General features: G+C 58.0%; 17 protein-coding genes. 9 read left to right on the top strand and 8 right to left on the bottom strand.

Going from position 1 to position 15,522, the window contains the following annotated elements:
• Window positions 1-3: 3 nt before the first annotated feature.
• A complete protein-coding gene (locus AMUC_RS07870; protein ID WP_012420506.1) occupies window positions 4-726 on the top strand; it encodes an EpsI family protein in 723 nt (240 codons plus the stop codon).
• Between the two features lie 15 nt (window positions 727-741).
• On the opposite strand, the gene AMUC_RS07865 is transcribed toward AMUC_RS07870, so the two are convergent.
• The gene (locus AMUC_RS07865; RefSeq protein ID WP_128252583.1) at window positions 742-1,395 is read right to left on the bottom strand and encodes an alpha/beta fold hydrolase; all 654 of its coding nucleotides are present in this window, start codon (window positions 1,393-1,395) and stop codon (window positions 742-744) included.
• A 92-nt stretch (window positions 1,396-1,487) separates the two neighbouring features.
• Between AMUC_RS07865 and AMUC_RS07860 the strand changes: the two genes are divergently transcribed.
• The 5 genes from AMUC_RS07860 to AMUC_RS07840 all read left to right on the top strand — a co-directional run bounded on the left by AMUC_RS07860 (window position 1,488) and on the right by AMUC_RS07840 (window position 7,641).
• Window positions 1,488-2,072, top strand: a complete 585-nt coding sequence (locus tag AMUC_RS07860; protein WP_012420504.1) for a DOMON-like domain-containing protein — start codon at window positions 1,488-1,490, stop codon at window positions 2,070-2,072.
• Window positions 2,073-2,075: 3 nt separating this feature from the next.
• On the top strand, window positions 2,076-3,452 hold the full coding sequence (locus AMUC_RS07855) for an FAD-binding oxidoreductase (RefSeq protein ID WP_012420503.1): 1,377 nt from the start codon (window positions 2,076-2,078) through the stop codon (window positions 3,450-3,452).
• Between the two features lie 55 nt (window positions 3,453-3,507).
• Window positions 3,508-4,791 carry a signal peptidase I gene (lepB, locus tag AMUC_RS12840; RefSeq protein WP_042448113.1) on the top strand — a complete coding sequence of 428 codons (1,284 nt, stop codon included), beginning with the start codon at window positions 3,508-3,510 and terminating at the stop codon, window positions 4,789-4,791.
• 39 nt (window positions 4,792-4,830) lie between these two features.
• On the top strand, window positions 4,831-5,766 hold the full coding sequence (locus AMUC_RS07845; RefSeq protein WP_012420501.1) for a phytoene/squalene synthase family protein: 936 nt from the start codon (window positions 4,831-4,833) through the stop codon (window positions 5,764-5,766).
• A gap of 84 nt (window positions 5,767-5,850) precedes the next feature.
• Window positions 5,851-7,641 (top strand): right-handed parallel beta-helix repeat-containing protein, encoded by a 1,791-nt coding sequence (locus tag AMUC_RS07840; RefSeq protein WP_012420500.1) that lies wholly within the window; start codon window positions 5,851-5,853, stop codon window positions 7,639-7,641.
• Between the two features lie 12 nt (window positions 7,642-7,653).
• Here the strand turns inward: AMUC_RS07840 and AMUC_RS12070 are convergent, their stop codons facing one another.
• From AMUC_RS12070 to hisA, 6 genes are all read right to left on the bottom strand, one after another.
• Window positions 7,654-8,646, bottom strand: a complete 993-nt coding sequence (locus tag AMUC_RS12070; RefSeq protein WP_012420499.1) for an HAD hydrolase-like protein — start codon at window positions 8,644-8,646, stop codon at window positions 7,654-7,656.
• Between the two features lie 21 nt (window positions 8,647-8,667).
• Window positions 8,668-9,405 (bottom strand): 16S rRNA (uracil(1498)-N(3))-methyltransferase, encoded by a 738-nt coding sequence (locus AMUC_RS07830; protein ID WP_012420498.1) that lies wholly within the window; start codon window positions 9,403-9,405, stop codon window positions 8,668-8,670.
• Between the two features lie 22 nt (window positions 9,406-9,427).
• On the bottom strand, window positions 9,428-10,585 hold the full coding sequence (gene dnaJ / locus AMUC_RS07825) for a molecular chaperone DnaJ (protein WP_012420497.1): 1,158 nt from the start codon (window positions 10,583-10,585) through the stop codon (window positions 9,428-9,430).
• A 24-nt stretch (window positions 10,586-10,609) separates the two neighbouring features.
• Window positions 10,610-11,164 carry a nucleotide exchange factor GrpE gene (locus AMUC_RS07820; protein ID WP_012420496.1) on the bottom strand — a complete coding sequence of 185 codons (555 nt, stop codon included), beginning with the start codon at window positions 11,162-11,164 and terminating at the stop codon, window positions 10,610-10,612.
• A gap of 134 nt (window positions 11,165-11,298) precedes the next feature.
• Entirely contained in the window at window positions 11,299-11,589 is a 291-nt protein-coding gene (locus AMUC_RS07815) for a DUF167 domain-containing protein (protein WP_012420495.1), read from the bottom strand.
• Window positions 11,586-12,371 carry a phosphoribosylformimino-5-aminoimidazole carboxamide ribotide isomerase gene (gene hisA / locus AMUC_RS07810; RefSeq protein ID WP_012420494.1) on the bottom strand — a complete coding sequence of 262 codons (786 nt, stop codon included), beginning with the start codon at window positions 12,369-12,371 and terminating at the stop codon, window positions 11,586-11,588. Before hisA ends, AMUC_RS07815 begins: the two co-directional genes overlap by 4 nt.
• Before the next feature lie 147 nt (window positions 12,372-12,518).
• Here hisA and AMUC_RS07805 point away from each other — a divergent pair, with 147 nt between their 5' ends.
• A complete protein-coding gene (locus AMUC_RS07805; RefSeq protein ID WP_042448103.1) occupies window positions 12,519-12,953 on the top strand; it encodes a hypothetical protein in 435 nt (144 codons plus the stop codon).
• 50 nt (window positions 12,954-13,003) lie between these two features.
• Here AMUC_RS07805 and AMUC_RS07800 read toward each other — a convergent pair whose 3' ends face one another.
• On the bottom strand, window positions 13,004-14,017 hold the full coding sequence (locus AMUC_RS07800) for a hypothetical protein (RefSeq protein ID WP_012420492.1): 1,014 nt from the start codon (window positions 14,015-14,017) through the stop codon (window positions 13,004-13,006).
• Between the two features lie 208 nt (window positions 14,018-14,225).
• On the opposite strand from AMUC_RS07800, the gene AMUC_RS12415 reads away from it, so the two are divergent.
• Both AMUC_RS12415 and AMUC_RS07790 read left to right on the top strand, forming a co-directional pair.
• A complete protein-coding gene (locus AMUC_RS12415; RefSeq protein ID WP_012420491.1) occupies window positions 14,226-14,813 on the top strand; it encodes a bactofilin family protein in 588 nt (195 codons plus the stop codon).
• A gap of 70 nt (window positions 14,814-14,883) precedes the next feature.
• Entirely contained in the window at window positions 14,884-15,522 is a 639-nt protein-coding gene (locus AMUC_RS07790) for a polymer-forming cytoskeletal protein (RefSeq protein WP_012420490.1), read from the top strand.

Genomic DNA, 15,522 nt, shown 5'->3' with positions numbered 1-15,522 from the left:
GCCATGAATATTAAAACGCTCAAAATTCTCATCATCCCTTTTCTGCTGTCCGTCATGCTCGGCGGCACTTACCTGATGCCACGCAGGGGGGAAGTGCAGGACTCCTCCATCAGCATGGATCTCCCCACAGGCATGAATCCGTACGGCTGGCACGGCACGCGCCGGCAGGAATCCGAACAGGAACGGGGCATCCTGGCCCCGGATACGGAATTTTCCAAAGCGGATTACGTGCAGGAACTCCCCATCAGTCTGGATGCGACGGAAACCGTACCCGTTTTGTGCCGCGTTTCCATCGTGAAATCCGGTCATGATTTAAACAACTCCATCCACCGTCCGGAACGCTGCCTCCCGGCCCAGGGCCATTTTAACCTGACGGGGACCACGGTGGATGTTCCCGTGGAAGGCCGCGGAACCATCAGAATGACCAAGCTGAAATCCCAGCAGAACATCGCTCCGGACCATCCGCAACCTGTCATTCTGGACAGTATGCATTATTACGTATTTATCGGCCACCGCCACATGACGGAAGACCACTTGATCCGCACCCTGATGGATATGAAAGACAGGGTTCTGCACGGCATGGATCAACGCTGGTGCTATTTCCAAATTTCCACCACGTACGGGGACAAGATCAGAGTGCCGGAAGAGAAAGCCAGGGAACAGACGGAACGCCTTATCAGCCAACTTCTTTCCCAACTGGTGAAGTGGGATGAACTGAACCGGTAGCACGGCTCCGGCAGTTCAGTCCGGAAGATTTCTTTCCAGCCAGGAGGCAGCGGCTTGAAAAAGGCTGCATGCTTCTTCCCCAGGCGGCTCATAAAGCATGGGCGCAGGACGCCGGTGAGAATAAAGGCGGCCCTCCCGGTCACGACTGTAGCCGGAAAAAGCAAGATTGGCATCAGCCCCGGCGCAATGTCCCCAGCGTCCGCCTATTCTGGGCACCGCGTCCATGAAGCCGCCGCCATCCTGCAGGTAAGCGTTCCCCCACCATTCCACACAGGCCGGACGCACGCTCTTTTGCCTGCGCGCCACGGCATCTACCGTCAGGAGGCAAAGAGGAGCAGCCTGAACCGACTGGCGCCTGGCTACTTCCACCGCGCAGGAGCCTCCGTAGCTGTGTCCTATCAACACGACAGGCAGCCCGGGATATCTCCGTCTCAGCTCTTCCAGCTCCACCGCTATTTTTCCGCACCTGTCAAAAAACACGCCGCAGCCGCCTCCGTCCCAGTGGTAATAAGCCGTTGCGTACTCCACACCCGGCAAAAAACCGGGAAATCCTTTCTCCACACGGCTCAAACAACCCGCAAACATGTCCCCGAAACCGCCGATGAACACAGCCAGATACCCGGGAACGTTTTCGCGGGAAAACCGATTCAGCGTCCTTTGAAAATGCATGACGGCCCCCATGATGGAGAAATCACGTCAATATCCAAGCCTGTAAGACGTTCTGGCTTGATAAAACCTGAAAACTGTCCAAATGTGGTGGTATGCAAGTAATCATTCACCAATGGGCCTTCAACGGAAGCTTCGACCAGCTTGCCTCCCTGCCCCGCCAGGAACTCGTCAACGACTGGTTCGGCTATGATGTGGAGCCAAGTGCGGAATTCGCCTTCGCCACGGACGGAGAATTCCTCTGGTTTCTGGCTTCCCGCAGCAAGGCAGCCACCATCCATCCGGAAGCCCGGCCCGGCCAGTTCCAGCCGGAGCTATGGCGGTACGACCTGGCGGAATGGTTCATGGCCGCGGGAGACGGCACCAATTACTGGGAATTCAACCTTGCGCCCAACGGCGCATGGTGGGCCTGCGCCTTTTCCGATACCCGCCGCGCCAATGAAGACATCCCCGCTCCGCTGGCCGTGGATACCAAGTGCATTCTGACGGACGAGGGATGGTGCGCCATGGCCCGGATTCCGCTGAACGAACTGCGCGGCGTGGACATCCGCGACTGCAAGCTGGCAGCCACGTTCATCCTGGATACTCCGGACCAGATTTTCCTGACTACGGCGGACGACCTTTCCGGCAATCCGGATTTCCACCGCCCGGACTGCTTCTGCACCCCCATTCTCAAATAATCCATGTCTTTGAAAGAAGACATTTCCCGCATTCTGGGGCCTGAAAAAGTTTCCGGAGCCCCGGATGTGCTGGCGACGCACGCCGGGGACAAATGGTACGCCTCCGTGCTGCCGGAGGCAGTCGTTTTCCCGGAAAGTACGGAAGACGTCTCCCTGTTGCTGCGCTATGCATCCTCCATGAACATCCCCGTCACGGCCCGCGGCGGCGGGGTGGGATACGTAGGAGGGTGTGTTCCCGTGCGCGGAGGCATCAGCCTTTCCCTGGAACGGATGAACCGTATCCTGGAGATATCCCCGGAAGACGGCGTTGCCGTGGTGGAACCCGGAGTTATCACAGCGGATCTCCAGCGGGAAGCCCGTGCTCTGGGATGGTTCTACCCGCCGGACCCGGCCTCCAGAAAGGAATGCAGCATCGGAGGAAACATCGCCACGAACGCAGGCGGCCCCAGATGCCTGAAATATGGAGTCACCAGAGCTTACGTGCTGGGGCTGACCGTGGTGCTTGCCAGCGGAGAGGTAGTGGAATGCGGCGGACGCACCCATAAAAACAAGACGGGGTTCGATATCGGGGACCTTTTTATCGGTTCGGAAGGAATGCTGGGCATCATCACCCGGGCCGTTTTGAGGCTCATCCCCCACCCGGAAGCATTCGGCGCGCTCAGCGCCGGCTTCCCGCAATTCCCGCTGGCCGCTGCCGCCGTGCAGCGCATCCTGAACAGCGGGCATCTTCCCTCCGCCCTGGAAATAACGGACAGTTTCACTCTCCGCGCCGCCCGGAACTATCTGGGGGACAGCGCCCTGCCTTCCGGCTGCCGCGGCCACCTGATTGTGGAAGTGGACGGCAGGCGGCCCGCCGTGCGTGAGGAACTGGATTCGCTATGCACCCTGCTGGAAGAATGCGGCGCGACCGGAATTCTGCGCGCAGACACGGAAGCGGAGGCGGAAGCCATCTGGCAACTCCGCCGGGAATTTTCCTACAGCCTGAAAGCAACCGGAATGACCAAGCTCAACGAAGACATCGTCATCCCCAGATCGCGCCTGGTGGCCCTGGTGGAATTCTGCGAGGCCCTGAACCGGGAAACAGGGCTGGACATCGCGTGTTTCGGCCATTCCGGGGACGGCAACATCCATACCAACATCATGGTGGACGATTATGCGAATCCAGAGAAGAAAGCCCTGGCGGACGCCTGTGTGGACAGGCTGTTCCACTGGGTGCTGGCACACGGAGGCGCCATTACCGGGGAACACGGCATCGGCCTGGCGAAGGCCAAATGGTTCCGGAAAGCCGTGGGGGAAGGCGCCTACCACCTGCACGAACTGGTCAAATCCGCCCTGGACCCAAAAAATTTGCTGAATCCTGGAAAAATGGGGCTTCCGTAACGTAAAATAAACTTCCATGACGCCTCCGGACGGGGCATCATGAATGCCGTACTTCATGAATAGCCCGCACAAGTCCATCCTAGCTGCCCTTTACGATTGCTTTCCGGCTGCAAACGCCGTTCTGGTGTTTCTTCTGGATCATCCTCTGGCCTGGTTCACGCCCAAATGGCGCCGGAAAGGACGTATGGCCCTGAAAGCAGTGCGCCGCTACATCAACTACAATCGCGATCTTCTGCCTCCCGAACGCCTGGCGGAGTTTGAAGAAAGCCGCAACCTGCTGAAAACGGCCCTTTACCGGGGTGACAGGCAGCAGGCGGAAACCATTACCGCCAAACTGGAATCCACGCTGGAATCCATCCCCGGAGCGATTCCTTCCGCCCTGGCGGAAAACGTGGAAGTTCTGTTCGTGATTCTGGCCATTTTCCTGGGTTTGCGCTGTTATGTAGTCCAGCCCTTCCGCATCCCGACCGGTTCCATGCAGCCCTCCCTGAACGGAATCCGCGCCCTTCCCCAGGAAGGGGATCCCACCCTGATGCAGAAAATCGGGGACATGATTCTGTACGGCGGCTCCTATGTGCACGAAACGGCCTCCAAGGAAAAGAAAATCGTCCGTTTCGAACCTGCCACCAAGTATCTTCTGCTCACGGTGACCAACGTGATTTTCGATGACGGCTCCAAGCTGGAAATCCCGGCAGCGGAAGCGGAAACGCGCCGCTACTTCCTCAATCAGGAACCGCGCTTTGAAGCCGAACGGCACACCCCGTTCAGAAGCTACCTGCCCGGAGACACAATCGTCAATGCCCGTTTTGACGCCGGGGACCTAATCGTGGTGAATAAAATGGCCTACCACTTCCGCAAGCCGGAACGAGGGGAAGTCTTCGTCTTTGATACACGCGGCATCGAAGGCATCGCCAATAAGGGAAGCAGCACCGGCCAGGAAGGAGGAACCCACTACGTCAAACGCCTCTGCGGCATTCCGGGAGATACCCTCTCCATTCAGGACTCCCAGCTAATCGTCAATGGGAAACCAGCCACGGAATGGACTATCCAGAGGGTTGCTTCCGGCAAGCCCCCCTACCAGCCCTGCGGCTACGTGGCCCTTCCCGCCCCCCTGAGCCTGCTGGACGGCAGAGCTTACATCACGGAAGGGGGAACCGTGCATCTGTCCAACGACAGCAAACGCCCCTATCTGCGTGAATACGTGGCACTGGGGGACAATTCCACCCGCGAAAATTCCTTTGATTCCCGGTACTGGGGCCCCGTCCGCCAGTACAACATCGTAGGCCCCGCCAGCTTCTGCCTGTGGCCCTTTACTTCCCACTGGGGCCTTATTCCATGATTTTTATCCTTTTCGCAGGCACGTTTTTTCCGTCAAGACATGACTCAAGCCCAAACCATCACCAGCAAGGCCAAGTCCAACCTGGCCTTTGCCCTCATTGATCTTCCTGAAGAAGAACGCCGCCATATGGCGGAATTTTACGCTTTCTGCCGCACGGTGGACGATATCGTGGACGAACCGGGCATGACTCCCCGCGAACGCCACGACGCATTGAACCGCTGGGTGGAGGTCATCAACGGCGGAGAAGGCCTGGAACTGACGGAACTGGAGGAGGACATCATAGCCCTCATCCAGGATTTGGAGCTGGACACTACTCCCATGCTGCACCTGATTGAAGGCTGCCGTTCGGACATCTGCCAGCAGCAGCCCCGCAGCCGCGATGAACTGCTGGACTACACCTACTGCGTAGCCTGCTGCGTGGGCCTCACCTCCGCCCGCATCATGGGGGCGGGAGAAGCCTCCTATCCGTACGCCATTGCCCTGGGGCATGCCCTTCAAATGGTGAACATCATCCGGGACGTGGCGGAAGACTGCGGCAAGTCCAACCGCATTTATTTGCCCAAGGAGGATATGGACCGCTTTGGATACACCCTGGAAGACCTGCGCTGCAGGGTGTATTCCCCCCGGCTTCAGGAGCTGCTGAAATATGAAGCGGATCTGGCGGAAACTTTCTTTGCGGAAGCGGAGAGGGAATACAACCTTCTCAGCCCGGAAGACAAAGCCGCCCTTATTCCGGCGCAGGCCATGGCGCTCATTTACCATACCATTCTGGACAAAATGAAGGCGAGCGGCTTCCGTATTTTCGACATCCGCTACCGCGTCAACACCTTCCACAAGCTCTGGCTCCTGTTCCGCACCAAACTGGATATTGACCCTCAATCCTACTACGACAAATCCAAAGCGTATTATGACAAGCTGGTAGGCTTTCTTTCCCGCCCCGGCAGAAAGGATGAAAAACAGGGGCCTCCCAGGTGAGCCATGGAAAAGCTGCGGCTTTTTCTCCCGGCCCTGCAAGAATTATCCTTGTCCCGAAAACCGTGTTCCTGTAGGAGTTGCAGCATGCAAAACCCCGTGGCCTCCCTGCTTTTTATTCTCGCAATGTTGACAGGGCCATGCCCGGCAGCGGATTATCCGGAACGGACGGAGCGCACGCAATCCGCAGGGAACCATGTCTGGCATATAGACCCGGACAAGGGAAATGACGGCAATCCGGGAACGGCCCCATCCACGGCGTGGAAAAGCATGGCGCCGGCCAACCGTCTCATCATGGCGCGGGGAGATACGCTCGTCATCCATCCGGGGGAACATGCCGTCTCCCTGGCGCTGATGGGGGAAGGTTCCAAACAGGCCCCGGTCACCATCCGGTTCATGCCCGGCAGGCATATCTTCAAACACGGTGCCCTGATGACCGGAAAACCGCAGATTTCCAACACCAACGATGCGCCCAACGAGCCCAAGGCCATGGCTATCCGCCTGATGGAAGCCAAAAACATACGCCTGGAGGGAAAGCCGGGAGCCACCGACATCCTGCTGGAAGGAAAAGCCATCTTTGTCTGCATGGAACATGCGGAAAACGTTTCCCTGAACGGCCTGGGTTTTGATTACCTGCATCCGACCATGGGAGAATTTCTGGTCACGGAAGTTGAAGGGGATACCATGAAAGCAACTATTCCGGACGGAACCCTGTACACAGTGAAGGATGGAAACCTGACCTGGCACGGACCCGGCTGGGAATTCCGCATGGGAGGGTATTCCAAAGTTTTCGATTCCGCCTCCGGCACTTTCCAGGGCCGTTTCGACCCCGGGAAAACAGTCATCAGAGAATTGTCTCCCGGAAAAATCAGCATTACGTTCAAGGAAGGCTCACCAACCATGAAACCGGGCCAATCCTACCAGAACCGCAATACCCGGAGGGACTGCTGCGGCTTCTTTCAATACAGAAGCAAAAACATCCTCTGGAATAACTGCCATATTTACTATATGCACGGCATGGGCGTCGTTTCCCAGTTCTGCGAGAACATCATGTTCAGCCACTTGAAAATAGCCCCGCGCCCCCGTTCCCTCCGCACCAATTCCTCCTGGGCGGATAATCTGCACTTTTCCGGATGCCGGGGAAAAATCATCGTCAAAGATTGCGTGCTGGGAGCCTCCCATGATGACGCCGTTAATGTTCATGGAACCCACTTGCGCATTATAGACAGGCCGGCCCCCAACAAAATCACCGTCCGGTTCATGCATCCCCAGACCTTCGGCTTTGACGCCTTTGCCGCAGGAGACCGGATCGATTATGTTTCCTGCAACACGCTGGTACCTTATGCATCCAATACCGTTTCCGGCGTCAAACAACTCAATGAAAAGGAAATAGAACTTACATTGCAACATCCCAATCCCGGGAACATCCAGCCTGACGATGTTGTGGAAAACGTCACATGGACGCCGTCCGTCCACATCAGCAATACGGTATGCCGCCACATTCCCACCAGGGGCTTCCTGCTCACCACTAGGAAGCCGGTGCTGGTTGAACGGTGCCGGTTTGAAAAAACGGGCATGCCCGCCATCCTGGTGGAAGATGACGCCTCCGGCTGGTATGAATCCGGCGTGGTCAGGAACATGACCATTTCCCGCAATACCTTTATCCAATGCGGAGAAGCCGTCATCCAGATCGTGCCGCACGCTCCACGGCCGGAAGGGGACGTTCACCGGAACATCACCATTACCGGAAACACGTTTGACCTCAAAAACGGAACCGCCATCCGCATTCGCCATACCGGTGACGTCAAGGCGGAGAAAAACACTTTCACCAAAGACGGGAAGAAAATCCCTGAGGAAAAGGCGGTGGATATCCGGTAGAAAACCTCTTTCTTACCGGTGCCGGGAAACATGCACCGTTACGGAAACGCTGTCCGTCCGCGGCAGAATAAACTTGCGCAGGGTAACAACCACGTGCCGCGCGCCGAATTCCTTCAGGCAAACCTTTCCCATATCCTCTGCCAGCGTTTCCACCAGCTTGCGTGGACGCGCCATGGCCTCTGCCCGGAGCGCACGGGCAATGGAATCATAACAGACGGTTCTGGAAAAATCATCGTTCAGGCCGGACAAAGCCTCCTCCGGATAAAAAGAGATGTCCGCTTTCAGGGTCTGCATGGAAGAGCGCTCCTCGTCCGGAACGCCAATGAAGGTATCCAGTTCAAGACCATTGATATTGATGGAATCCTGCGTATCGGAAGGGAGCGCGTAACGGCGCATCAGCGTGCGCAGAACAAGCAGGTCCGGGACGATCATGTCCGGCCTAGCCTTGGAAAGCTGCGCTGCGTCATTGTAGCCGGTCAAAACGGCAATGGATGTGATGCCCGCGTGGTGAGCCGTTTCCACATCATGCTGCATGTCCCCGATAAACGCGGTTTCATGGGCATGCAGCCCGTGCTGGGCCAGCAGGGTATGAATGTGGGCATCCTTATGGCGGATGCCCGCATGAATGGCTTCAAAATATTCCATCATGCCCAGCTCCCTGCATTGGGTATCAAACTCCTTGGCGTCCACGCTGGTAAGAATAAAGCAGCGCACGCCACGCGCGCGGCAGAACTCCAGGAATTCCCGGGCATTCGGCAGCACTTCCACCGGAGCATTGGAAACGCGGAAGGCGTACCGGAAATGGTCTTCCAGTTCATCCAGATCCGCGTGGGGCAGCACCCGGGCATAATAGTCCGGATAGGGAAGCTGGAATTCCGCGCGAAATTCATCCCTGTTCATGCAGGGTTTCCCGTATTGGGAAAAAACGTAGTTGGAGGCGTCCAGCGTCAGGGCCAGGTCGTCCACCAGGGTGCCGGACCAGTCGAAAATGATATTTTTAAACATGGGAATGCGTATGAAAAAAACTCAGTCCAGGGCGTACCGCATGGCGGCCAGGCCGAAAAAGGCGGCCGTCTCCACCCGGAGAACGATAGGGCCAAGCGTGACGGGAACAAACCCCGCTTCCAACGCCATGGCCGTCTCCCGGTCCGTAAAATCCCCCTCCGGCCCCACCAGCAGAGAAGCGTGACGGACGGAACGGGAACGGGCGGTCTCCAGCACTTCCCTGACCGGTCGCACTCCGGGCGCCAGAGAGGCGATAATATTCAGTCCTTCCGGAATTCCTCCGCGCAGCCATTCCGCAAAGGGAACGGGAAGCGCCACTTCCGGCAGCGTGTTCTGGCCGCACTGCTTGCAGGCCTCCAAGGCGATGCGCTGCCATTTCTGCCTTTTGGCCTCAGCCTCCCGGGCATTCAGGCGCACGATCGTGCGGTCCGTCACGAGCGGAACAATGGCAGAAACACCCAGTTCCACAGACTTTTGGATAATGAGATCCATGTTGGCCCCCTTGGGAACAGCCTGGCACAGCGTCAAATGGGCCACGGGGGGAGAAGGAGGACATTCCTCCCCCGGAACCAGCAGCACGCCGGAGCTGCGCGGAGGTTCCGCCACCACAGCGTGGGCCGCACGGCCGCAACCGTCAAACACGATGCAGGAGTCACCCTGCTTCAGGCGCAGAACCTTGGCGGCATGGTGCGCTTCATCCCCTCGCAGCTCCCAGGCGGGAGCAGCCCATTCGGAAGGCGGGAGGAAAAAGCGGGCCATGTCTGAAAAAGGGAAACGGACCTTATTTGCCCTTCAGGTAACGCGCCGCCTTGTCGGCAAACTCCACGCAAGCCGGCTGGTTCCGATTTTCATCCAGGGCAGAGGCAAACGCGTTCAGCTTATCCATCTGCTCCTTGGTAAGCCGGGAGGGGATTTCCACCTCCACCTCCACCAGCATATCCCCCACGTCCGAACTGCGAAGGGCCTTTACCCCCTTGCCGCGCAGACGGAAGATCATGCCGTTCTGCGTTCCTTCCGGCAGCTTGATGGTGGCCGCGCCTTCCAGCGTGGGCACTTTCAGCCTGCCGCCGGAAACAGCCAGGGAAAGCGGAACCGGAACCGTGCAGCTCAGGTCGTTGCCCTCCCTCTGGAAAATATCGTGCGGTTTGACGTCAATAAACACGTGCAGATCCCCGGTAGGGCCGCCATGCACCCCGGCATCCCCTTCCCCGGCGATGCGGAGCTGGCTGCCCGTGGCAACGCCCGCAGGAATACGGATGGTGATGTGGGAATCCTCCCTGACGCGCCCTTCCCCGCGGCAGACGGGGCATGGGTCCGAGATGATTTCCCCGGTGCCGTGGCAGGTGGGGCAGGTGGACTGCTGGACGAAAAAGCCGCTCTGCTGGGTAATGATGCCGCGCCCCTGGCAGGTAGGACAGGACTTGAACGCTTCCTTTCCATCCCTGGCCCCGGTGCCGTGGCAGGTCTTGCAAGTCACCAGACGCTCAATCTCAAGCTTCTTGGCGCATCCCTTCGCAGCCTCTTCCAGCGTGATGTCCAAATCATAGCGCAAATCGGAACCGGGTCTCTTGGTGGACCTTTTCTGGCCGCCGCGGCCGGCGCCTCCGAACATATCCGCAAAACCGCCCATTCCGGAAAACATCTGGGCGAAAATATCCATCGGATCCTGGAACCCTCCCCCGGCATAACCGCCGCCCGCAGCGGGGCCGCCCTGTTCAAAGGCGGCATGGCCGAAGCGGTCGTAGGCAGCCCTCTTGTCCGCATCGGAAAGCACCTCATAGGCCTCTCCCAGCTCCTTGAACTTTTCTTCTGCGGACGGGTCGTCCGGGTTGCGGTCCGGATGGTACTTTAAGGCCAGCTTGCGATAGGCCTTCTTAATCTCATCGTCAGTAGCGTCCTTGGAAACGCCGAGAATTTCGTAATAATCTTTTTTAGCCATGTGGCGTGAATGTTAAAAAAACGGTCAGACTTGCGGTTCGGGTTCCGGAGTATGGGCGACAACCACGTTCGCCGGGCGCAGAAGCCTGTCTTTCAGCATATACCCCTTGCGGATAACGCGCAGAACGGTGCCTTCCGGCTGGTCGGAGGGTTCCCGCTGAAGAGCTTCCTCCGTGGCGTGGTCAAACATGCTTCCCACCACAGGCTCCACGGCGCTCACGCCATTGCCGGCGAGAAATTCGTCCAGCTGCTTCTTCACCATGCTCATGCCGATGTAAATCATGGAGGAGGCATCTGCGCTGGCGGCGGCCATGCCCATTTCAAAATTATCAATGACGGGTAGAAGTTCTTCCAGCAGGCGCTGATTGGCGAACTTGGCGCATTCCTCCTTTTCCTTCACCATGCGCTTGCGGTAGTTATCATATTCCGCAGCAGTGCGCATGGCGGCATCCCGCCATTTAAGCAATTCCTCTTCCAGGGAAGGTTCCGCCACCTTCTCCTCGGCAGGAGCATCCTGCACCTGTTCCTGAGCCTCCAGCTCTTCCGCTTCCGCGTTTTTCTCTTTCTCTTCGTCGCTCATGCGGGCAATGTAAATTCTTTTACCGGATGCGTCAACGGCCTGCTAAGACATGGATGACGTTTGACGCGTAATGGACCGCGCCTGATGCAACCCTTCTACGCATAAAGAAAATGCCTGCCTTCCGCCCGGCTTTCCTAAGCGCCGGAAACATCCTCCGCAGAAAGCAGCCGGGCAAGTTTTCCCTCGCATCCGTCCGGCAATTCCACCACTTTCAGCCGGGAGGATTCCCCGCGCAGAAAGCTGATGGAGGAACGGGGAATATCCAGCCAAGCGGACAGGAAAAGGACGACGGCCTTGTTCGCCTTTCCCTCCACGGGAGGCGCGGCAATGCGCAGCTTCAGCGCGCGGCCGGCACGGGGATCTTCCTCCCATCCCACGGCCTCGCTCTTCTTCGCATTGGGAATAACTTTCAGAGCCAGTTTCATACCGTTTCCATGCCGGACTTCCCGCGCTGCCTGGCCACCAGATCCCCGTACCTGATTAAACCGCCGCCAAACAAATCCAAAGCGCTCCCCACCGTGGCATCCATGGTTCCGCCGCTCAAAGCGTCTATTTCGTCAATATCCTGAATGCGGCTGATGCCTCCGGCATATGTCATGGGCAGACGGCGCCAGTTTCCCAGCATTTCCACCAGTTCCCGGTCAATGCCGGAACAGAGCCCTTCCACATCCGCCGCATGAATAAGAAACTCCGCGCAATGTTCCGCCAGAACATCCAGCGTCTCCGCCGTTACCCGGAGTTCCGTCAAAGTCTGCCACCGGTTCATAGCTACGGCCCAGCCTCCCTGAACCCTGCGGCAGCTCAAATCCAGCACCAGCCGTTCCGCGCCCACTGCGGAAACAAGATCCTTCAGCCTGTCCATCCGCAGCGTTCCCTCCGCATCAAACAGGCAGGAGGTAACAATCACATGGCTGGCCCCGGCGGAAATCCATTCCTCCGCGTTTTCCGGCGTCATGCCGCCGCCCACCTGAAGGCCTCCCGGCCATGCCGCCAGGGCCTCCCGCGCCGCATGGTCGTTCCCTGGGCCCAGCTTGATCACATGCCCTCCGCTCAGACCGTCCCTGCGGTACAAATCCGCATACCATGCCGCGCCGCGGTCGGAGACGAAATTGGTGCGCAATGAAACGCCATCCTGCGTCAGGGTGCCGCCCACAATCTGCTTCACGCGCCCGCCGTGTAAATCAATGCATGGTCTGAATCTCGTCACGCGGTCACTTTGCCCGGGGCTCCCCTCCAGGTCAAGACGGTATTCCCCTTACCCCCTCCCTGAATGACGGGCATGGAAAATTACACAAAACGGGACGGGGACTCCGCTCTATCGGATAACTGCCGTCAACCACCATTCAAAAAACCGATGAACAACAACCCTGCCGGAAACCATCTTCTTGCCTGCTGCGCCGGAAGCGCCATATCTGCCCTCCTGGCCTTTTCCTCCCCCGCTGCGGAAGCCGGGATTCACCTGCATGGCGAAATCCGCGTACCTGCGGCAGGGCAGGCCGTTTTCCTGTATGACCCCTCCGGATTCCCCATCTGGGGATATTCCCCATGCGGACGGCCCATTTACGCCTATACCCCTGCAGGCGCACCCATTTACGTCATCAGGGACATCTACCGCGGCTGCCATGTTCCTGCATGGAACCCCAGGCCGCATTACCACGGCCCTTTCTGGCCGGCGGGCGTCTGCCGCGGACATCATGCCGCACGCCTTACGCCATGCCCGCCCCCTTTCCGGCCCCACCGCCCCAGGCGCCCACATGAAGGGCCCCCTCCCCGTTTCCATCGCCGGTAAAACGCATCCCCATCCCCCGCAAAGCAAGAGGCCGGCCCAATCCTTCCTTTTTATTCTGGGAAAGAAAGGCCGTACCAGCCTTCCCCCAGCAGCCTGACCAGCGTAAAGGAATATTCCCCCTTGCGGTTGGGCTCTTTGCTGCGGGAAAGAAGAACCCGCGTGCGGAGCATGTCAGCCTCGTCATTGGCGTTCAACACCCGGTATGGGGAATGTTCCATCTCCTCATTAATCTTAAACAACATGAACAAACGCTTGCCCATTTCCGATTTTCTGGGGACATACACCATGGGACGGGCAATGCTGCGCTCTTCGGAACCGTTCATCCCGGGAGCAATCAGCTTAAATGCATAGTCATCCTTATTTTCCGACATGCGCTCCCGAACCATCCATACGCGGAATTCCGCAATATCCTCCCCTTTTCCCCGTACAAAATCCTCCCAGTTCATCGGCTGAAAGCGGGCAAACTGCTGCCAGTCCAGCTTCCAGGAACCATCCTGTTCATCCTTGAAAAAACAGAATTCCATATCGGGAGTCTTTTCAAAACCAACCAGGAGCTGGGCGCAGGGATGCCCCTCCACCTCAAACACGGCAAAGCTTTTAGGCCCCTTAGGCCTGCTGACAATCGCCTCAGGCGGAGACATGGCGTAATGCCTGACCATTAAAGGAAGCGATTGCAGGGACTTCCACACAAAAGAGGATTTTTGAACCACATCCGCGGCGCTCAGATATTTCTGTGCCTCCGCCAGGCAGTTGCGCAGCAGGTCCTGCTTTTCCATCGGAGAAATGTGATAAGGAGGCCAGAAACTATAGTCCACCCTGTCTTTCAGAGCGGCTTTCAATTCTCCGGACAACATCTCCGGCGTGGCGCAAATCCGCGCGGCCGCTCCGGAATCCAGGGATGCCTGGCGCTTCTGGAGCCAGAAGAAAAGACCGCCGAAAAACATTCCCAGCGCGATCACGAAAAAGATGACGGAAAGAATGCGACCCAGCGCAAAGCCCGCTTTTCCGCCGTGCCTGCGCGCGGCCGGAGAAAGGAACAGCTTTTTTTCAAATAAATCACTCATTTCAAAACGAAAATATCCACAGAAAACAATCGCGGAAAGACGGTCACACACTACCGGAACGCCCAAGGCAGCGCAACGATAAAAAACAGACACATTTTTTTATCCCTGCCGGAGAAAATTGTTTCACATCCACATGCGGGTGATGTACATTAAACCGGACGAGTTTCAAGAGCTCCCATCTTACCTTTCACCCCCTCTTTTTAACGCCATGTTTGGATCATTCACTACCGTTCCCGCCCCCAAGGGCAATAAAAATCCTGAATCCACCCCCAGCTGGATGGATGTAGCCAAGAGCCAGGACATCCCCGAACCGGTTGCGGAAGCCGCGCCTTCCTACGCCCCCACCACCCGTGTCCAGCAGCTGACCCGCAATGTGCTGAACTCCGATGTGGAGGTAATCGGTTCCCTGCGTTTTTCCGATGACCTGCTGATTGACGGCACCGTGGAAGGCGACATTTCCTCCGAAGGGGTGCTTTCCGTAGGACAGAACGCCGTCATCCGGGCGGAAATCAATACCAAATCCGTTATCATCCACGGCAAGGTCATCGGCAATGTAACAGTCACGGACCGCGTGGAACTAAAAAGCACGGCAGAACTCGTAGGTGACATCCAGGCCGCCTCCCTGGCTATTGAAGGCGGTGCAATCTTCATCGGCCATTCTACCGTAGGCGCCCCCACGGTAGGAGCCACAGGGGCTTCCGCCGCCAAGAAGGCGGCTTCCGTCCATGCCTTCGCTCCGGAGCCGGAAACCCATGCTCCGGCCAGCCAGAGCACGCTGGATATTGACGCGGAATAAAAAACTCTCCGCCTGCTACTTTCAGGGGCGGCAAAAGAACGGACCGTTCTTTTGCCGCCCTCTTTGTTCCATGAACCCCACCTTCCATCCCGTCCCCCGGATCAGCACCGCGCCCTCCGGGAAAATCAGCCACCCCTCCCCGGCACCGCCCTGGACACTCCCCCCAACTGCGGAAAGCAGCCCGGCGCCTGCCCGGGAGGTGGAATGCTTCTCCTGCCGCAAAAGCACCTCCGTCCCCGCCACGGCAGTTTCCGCCAGGTGCGGCCATTGCTCCGCGTATATCAAACTGGACGACGTCATTTTACACAGCAGAACGCACCGGACCAAGGTGCAGACCTGCGGAAGCGTTACCGTGCAGGCCAATGCAGACCTGAAGGGGCTGAACATCGAATGCCGTGACCTGGTCTTATACGGCAGGGCTTCCGGCGACTTCCTGTGCCGCGGCGTCTGCAAAATCAAAACGGACCAGCACATCTCCGGCTCCATCTGCGCCCGCAGGATGGTGGTGGAAAAAAAGACGACGGTGCTGGTCACAGGAACCATCCGCGTGGAAAACATCTGGATACAGGGTTCTCTGGAAGGAACGCTTACGGCGGATGAAACCGTCACCATCCACCGGCACGCCAAATTCCTGGGAGATATCACGGCGCGCCGCCTCATCATTGAGGAAGGCGGCACGCACCAGGGAGCCTTTACCCGCCTTACGTGA

Origin of the sequence: Akkermansia muciniphila ATCC BAA-835 (assembly GCF_000020225.1) — a bacterium.
GTDB lineage: Bacteria > Verrucomicrobiota > Verrucomicrobiia > Verrucomicrobiales > Akkermansiaceae > Akkermansia > Akkermansia muciniphila.
Note: the sequence above shows the minus strand (reverse complement) of the source record. Positions and strands in the feature narration are given on the sequence as shown.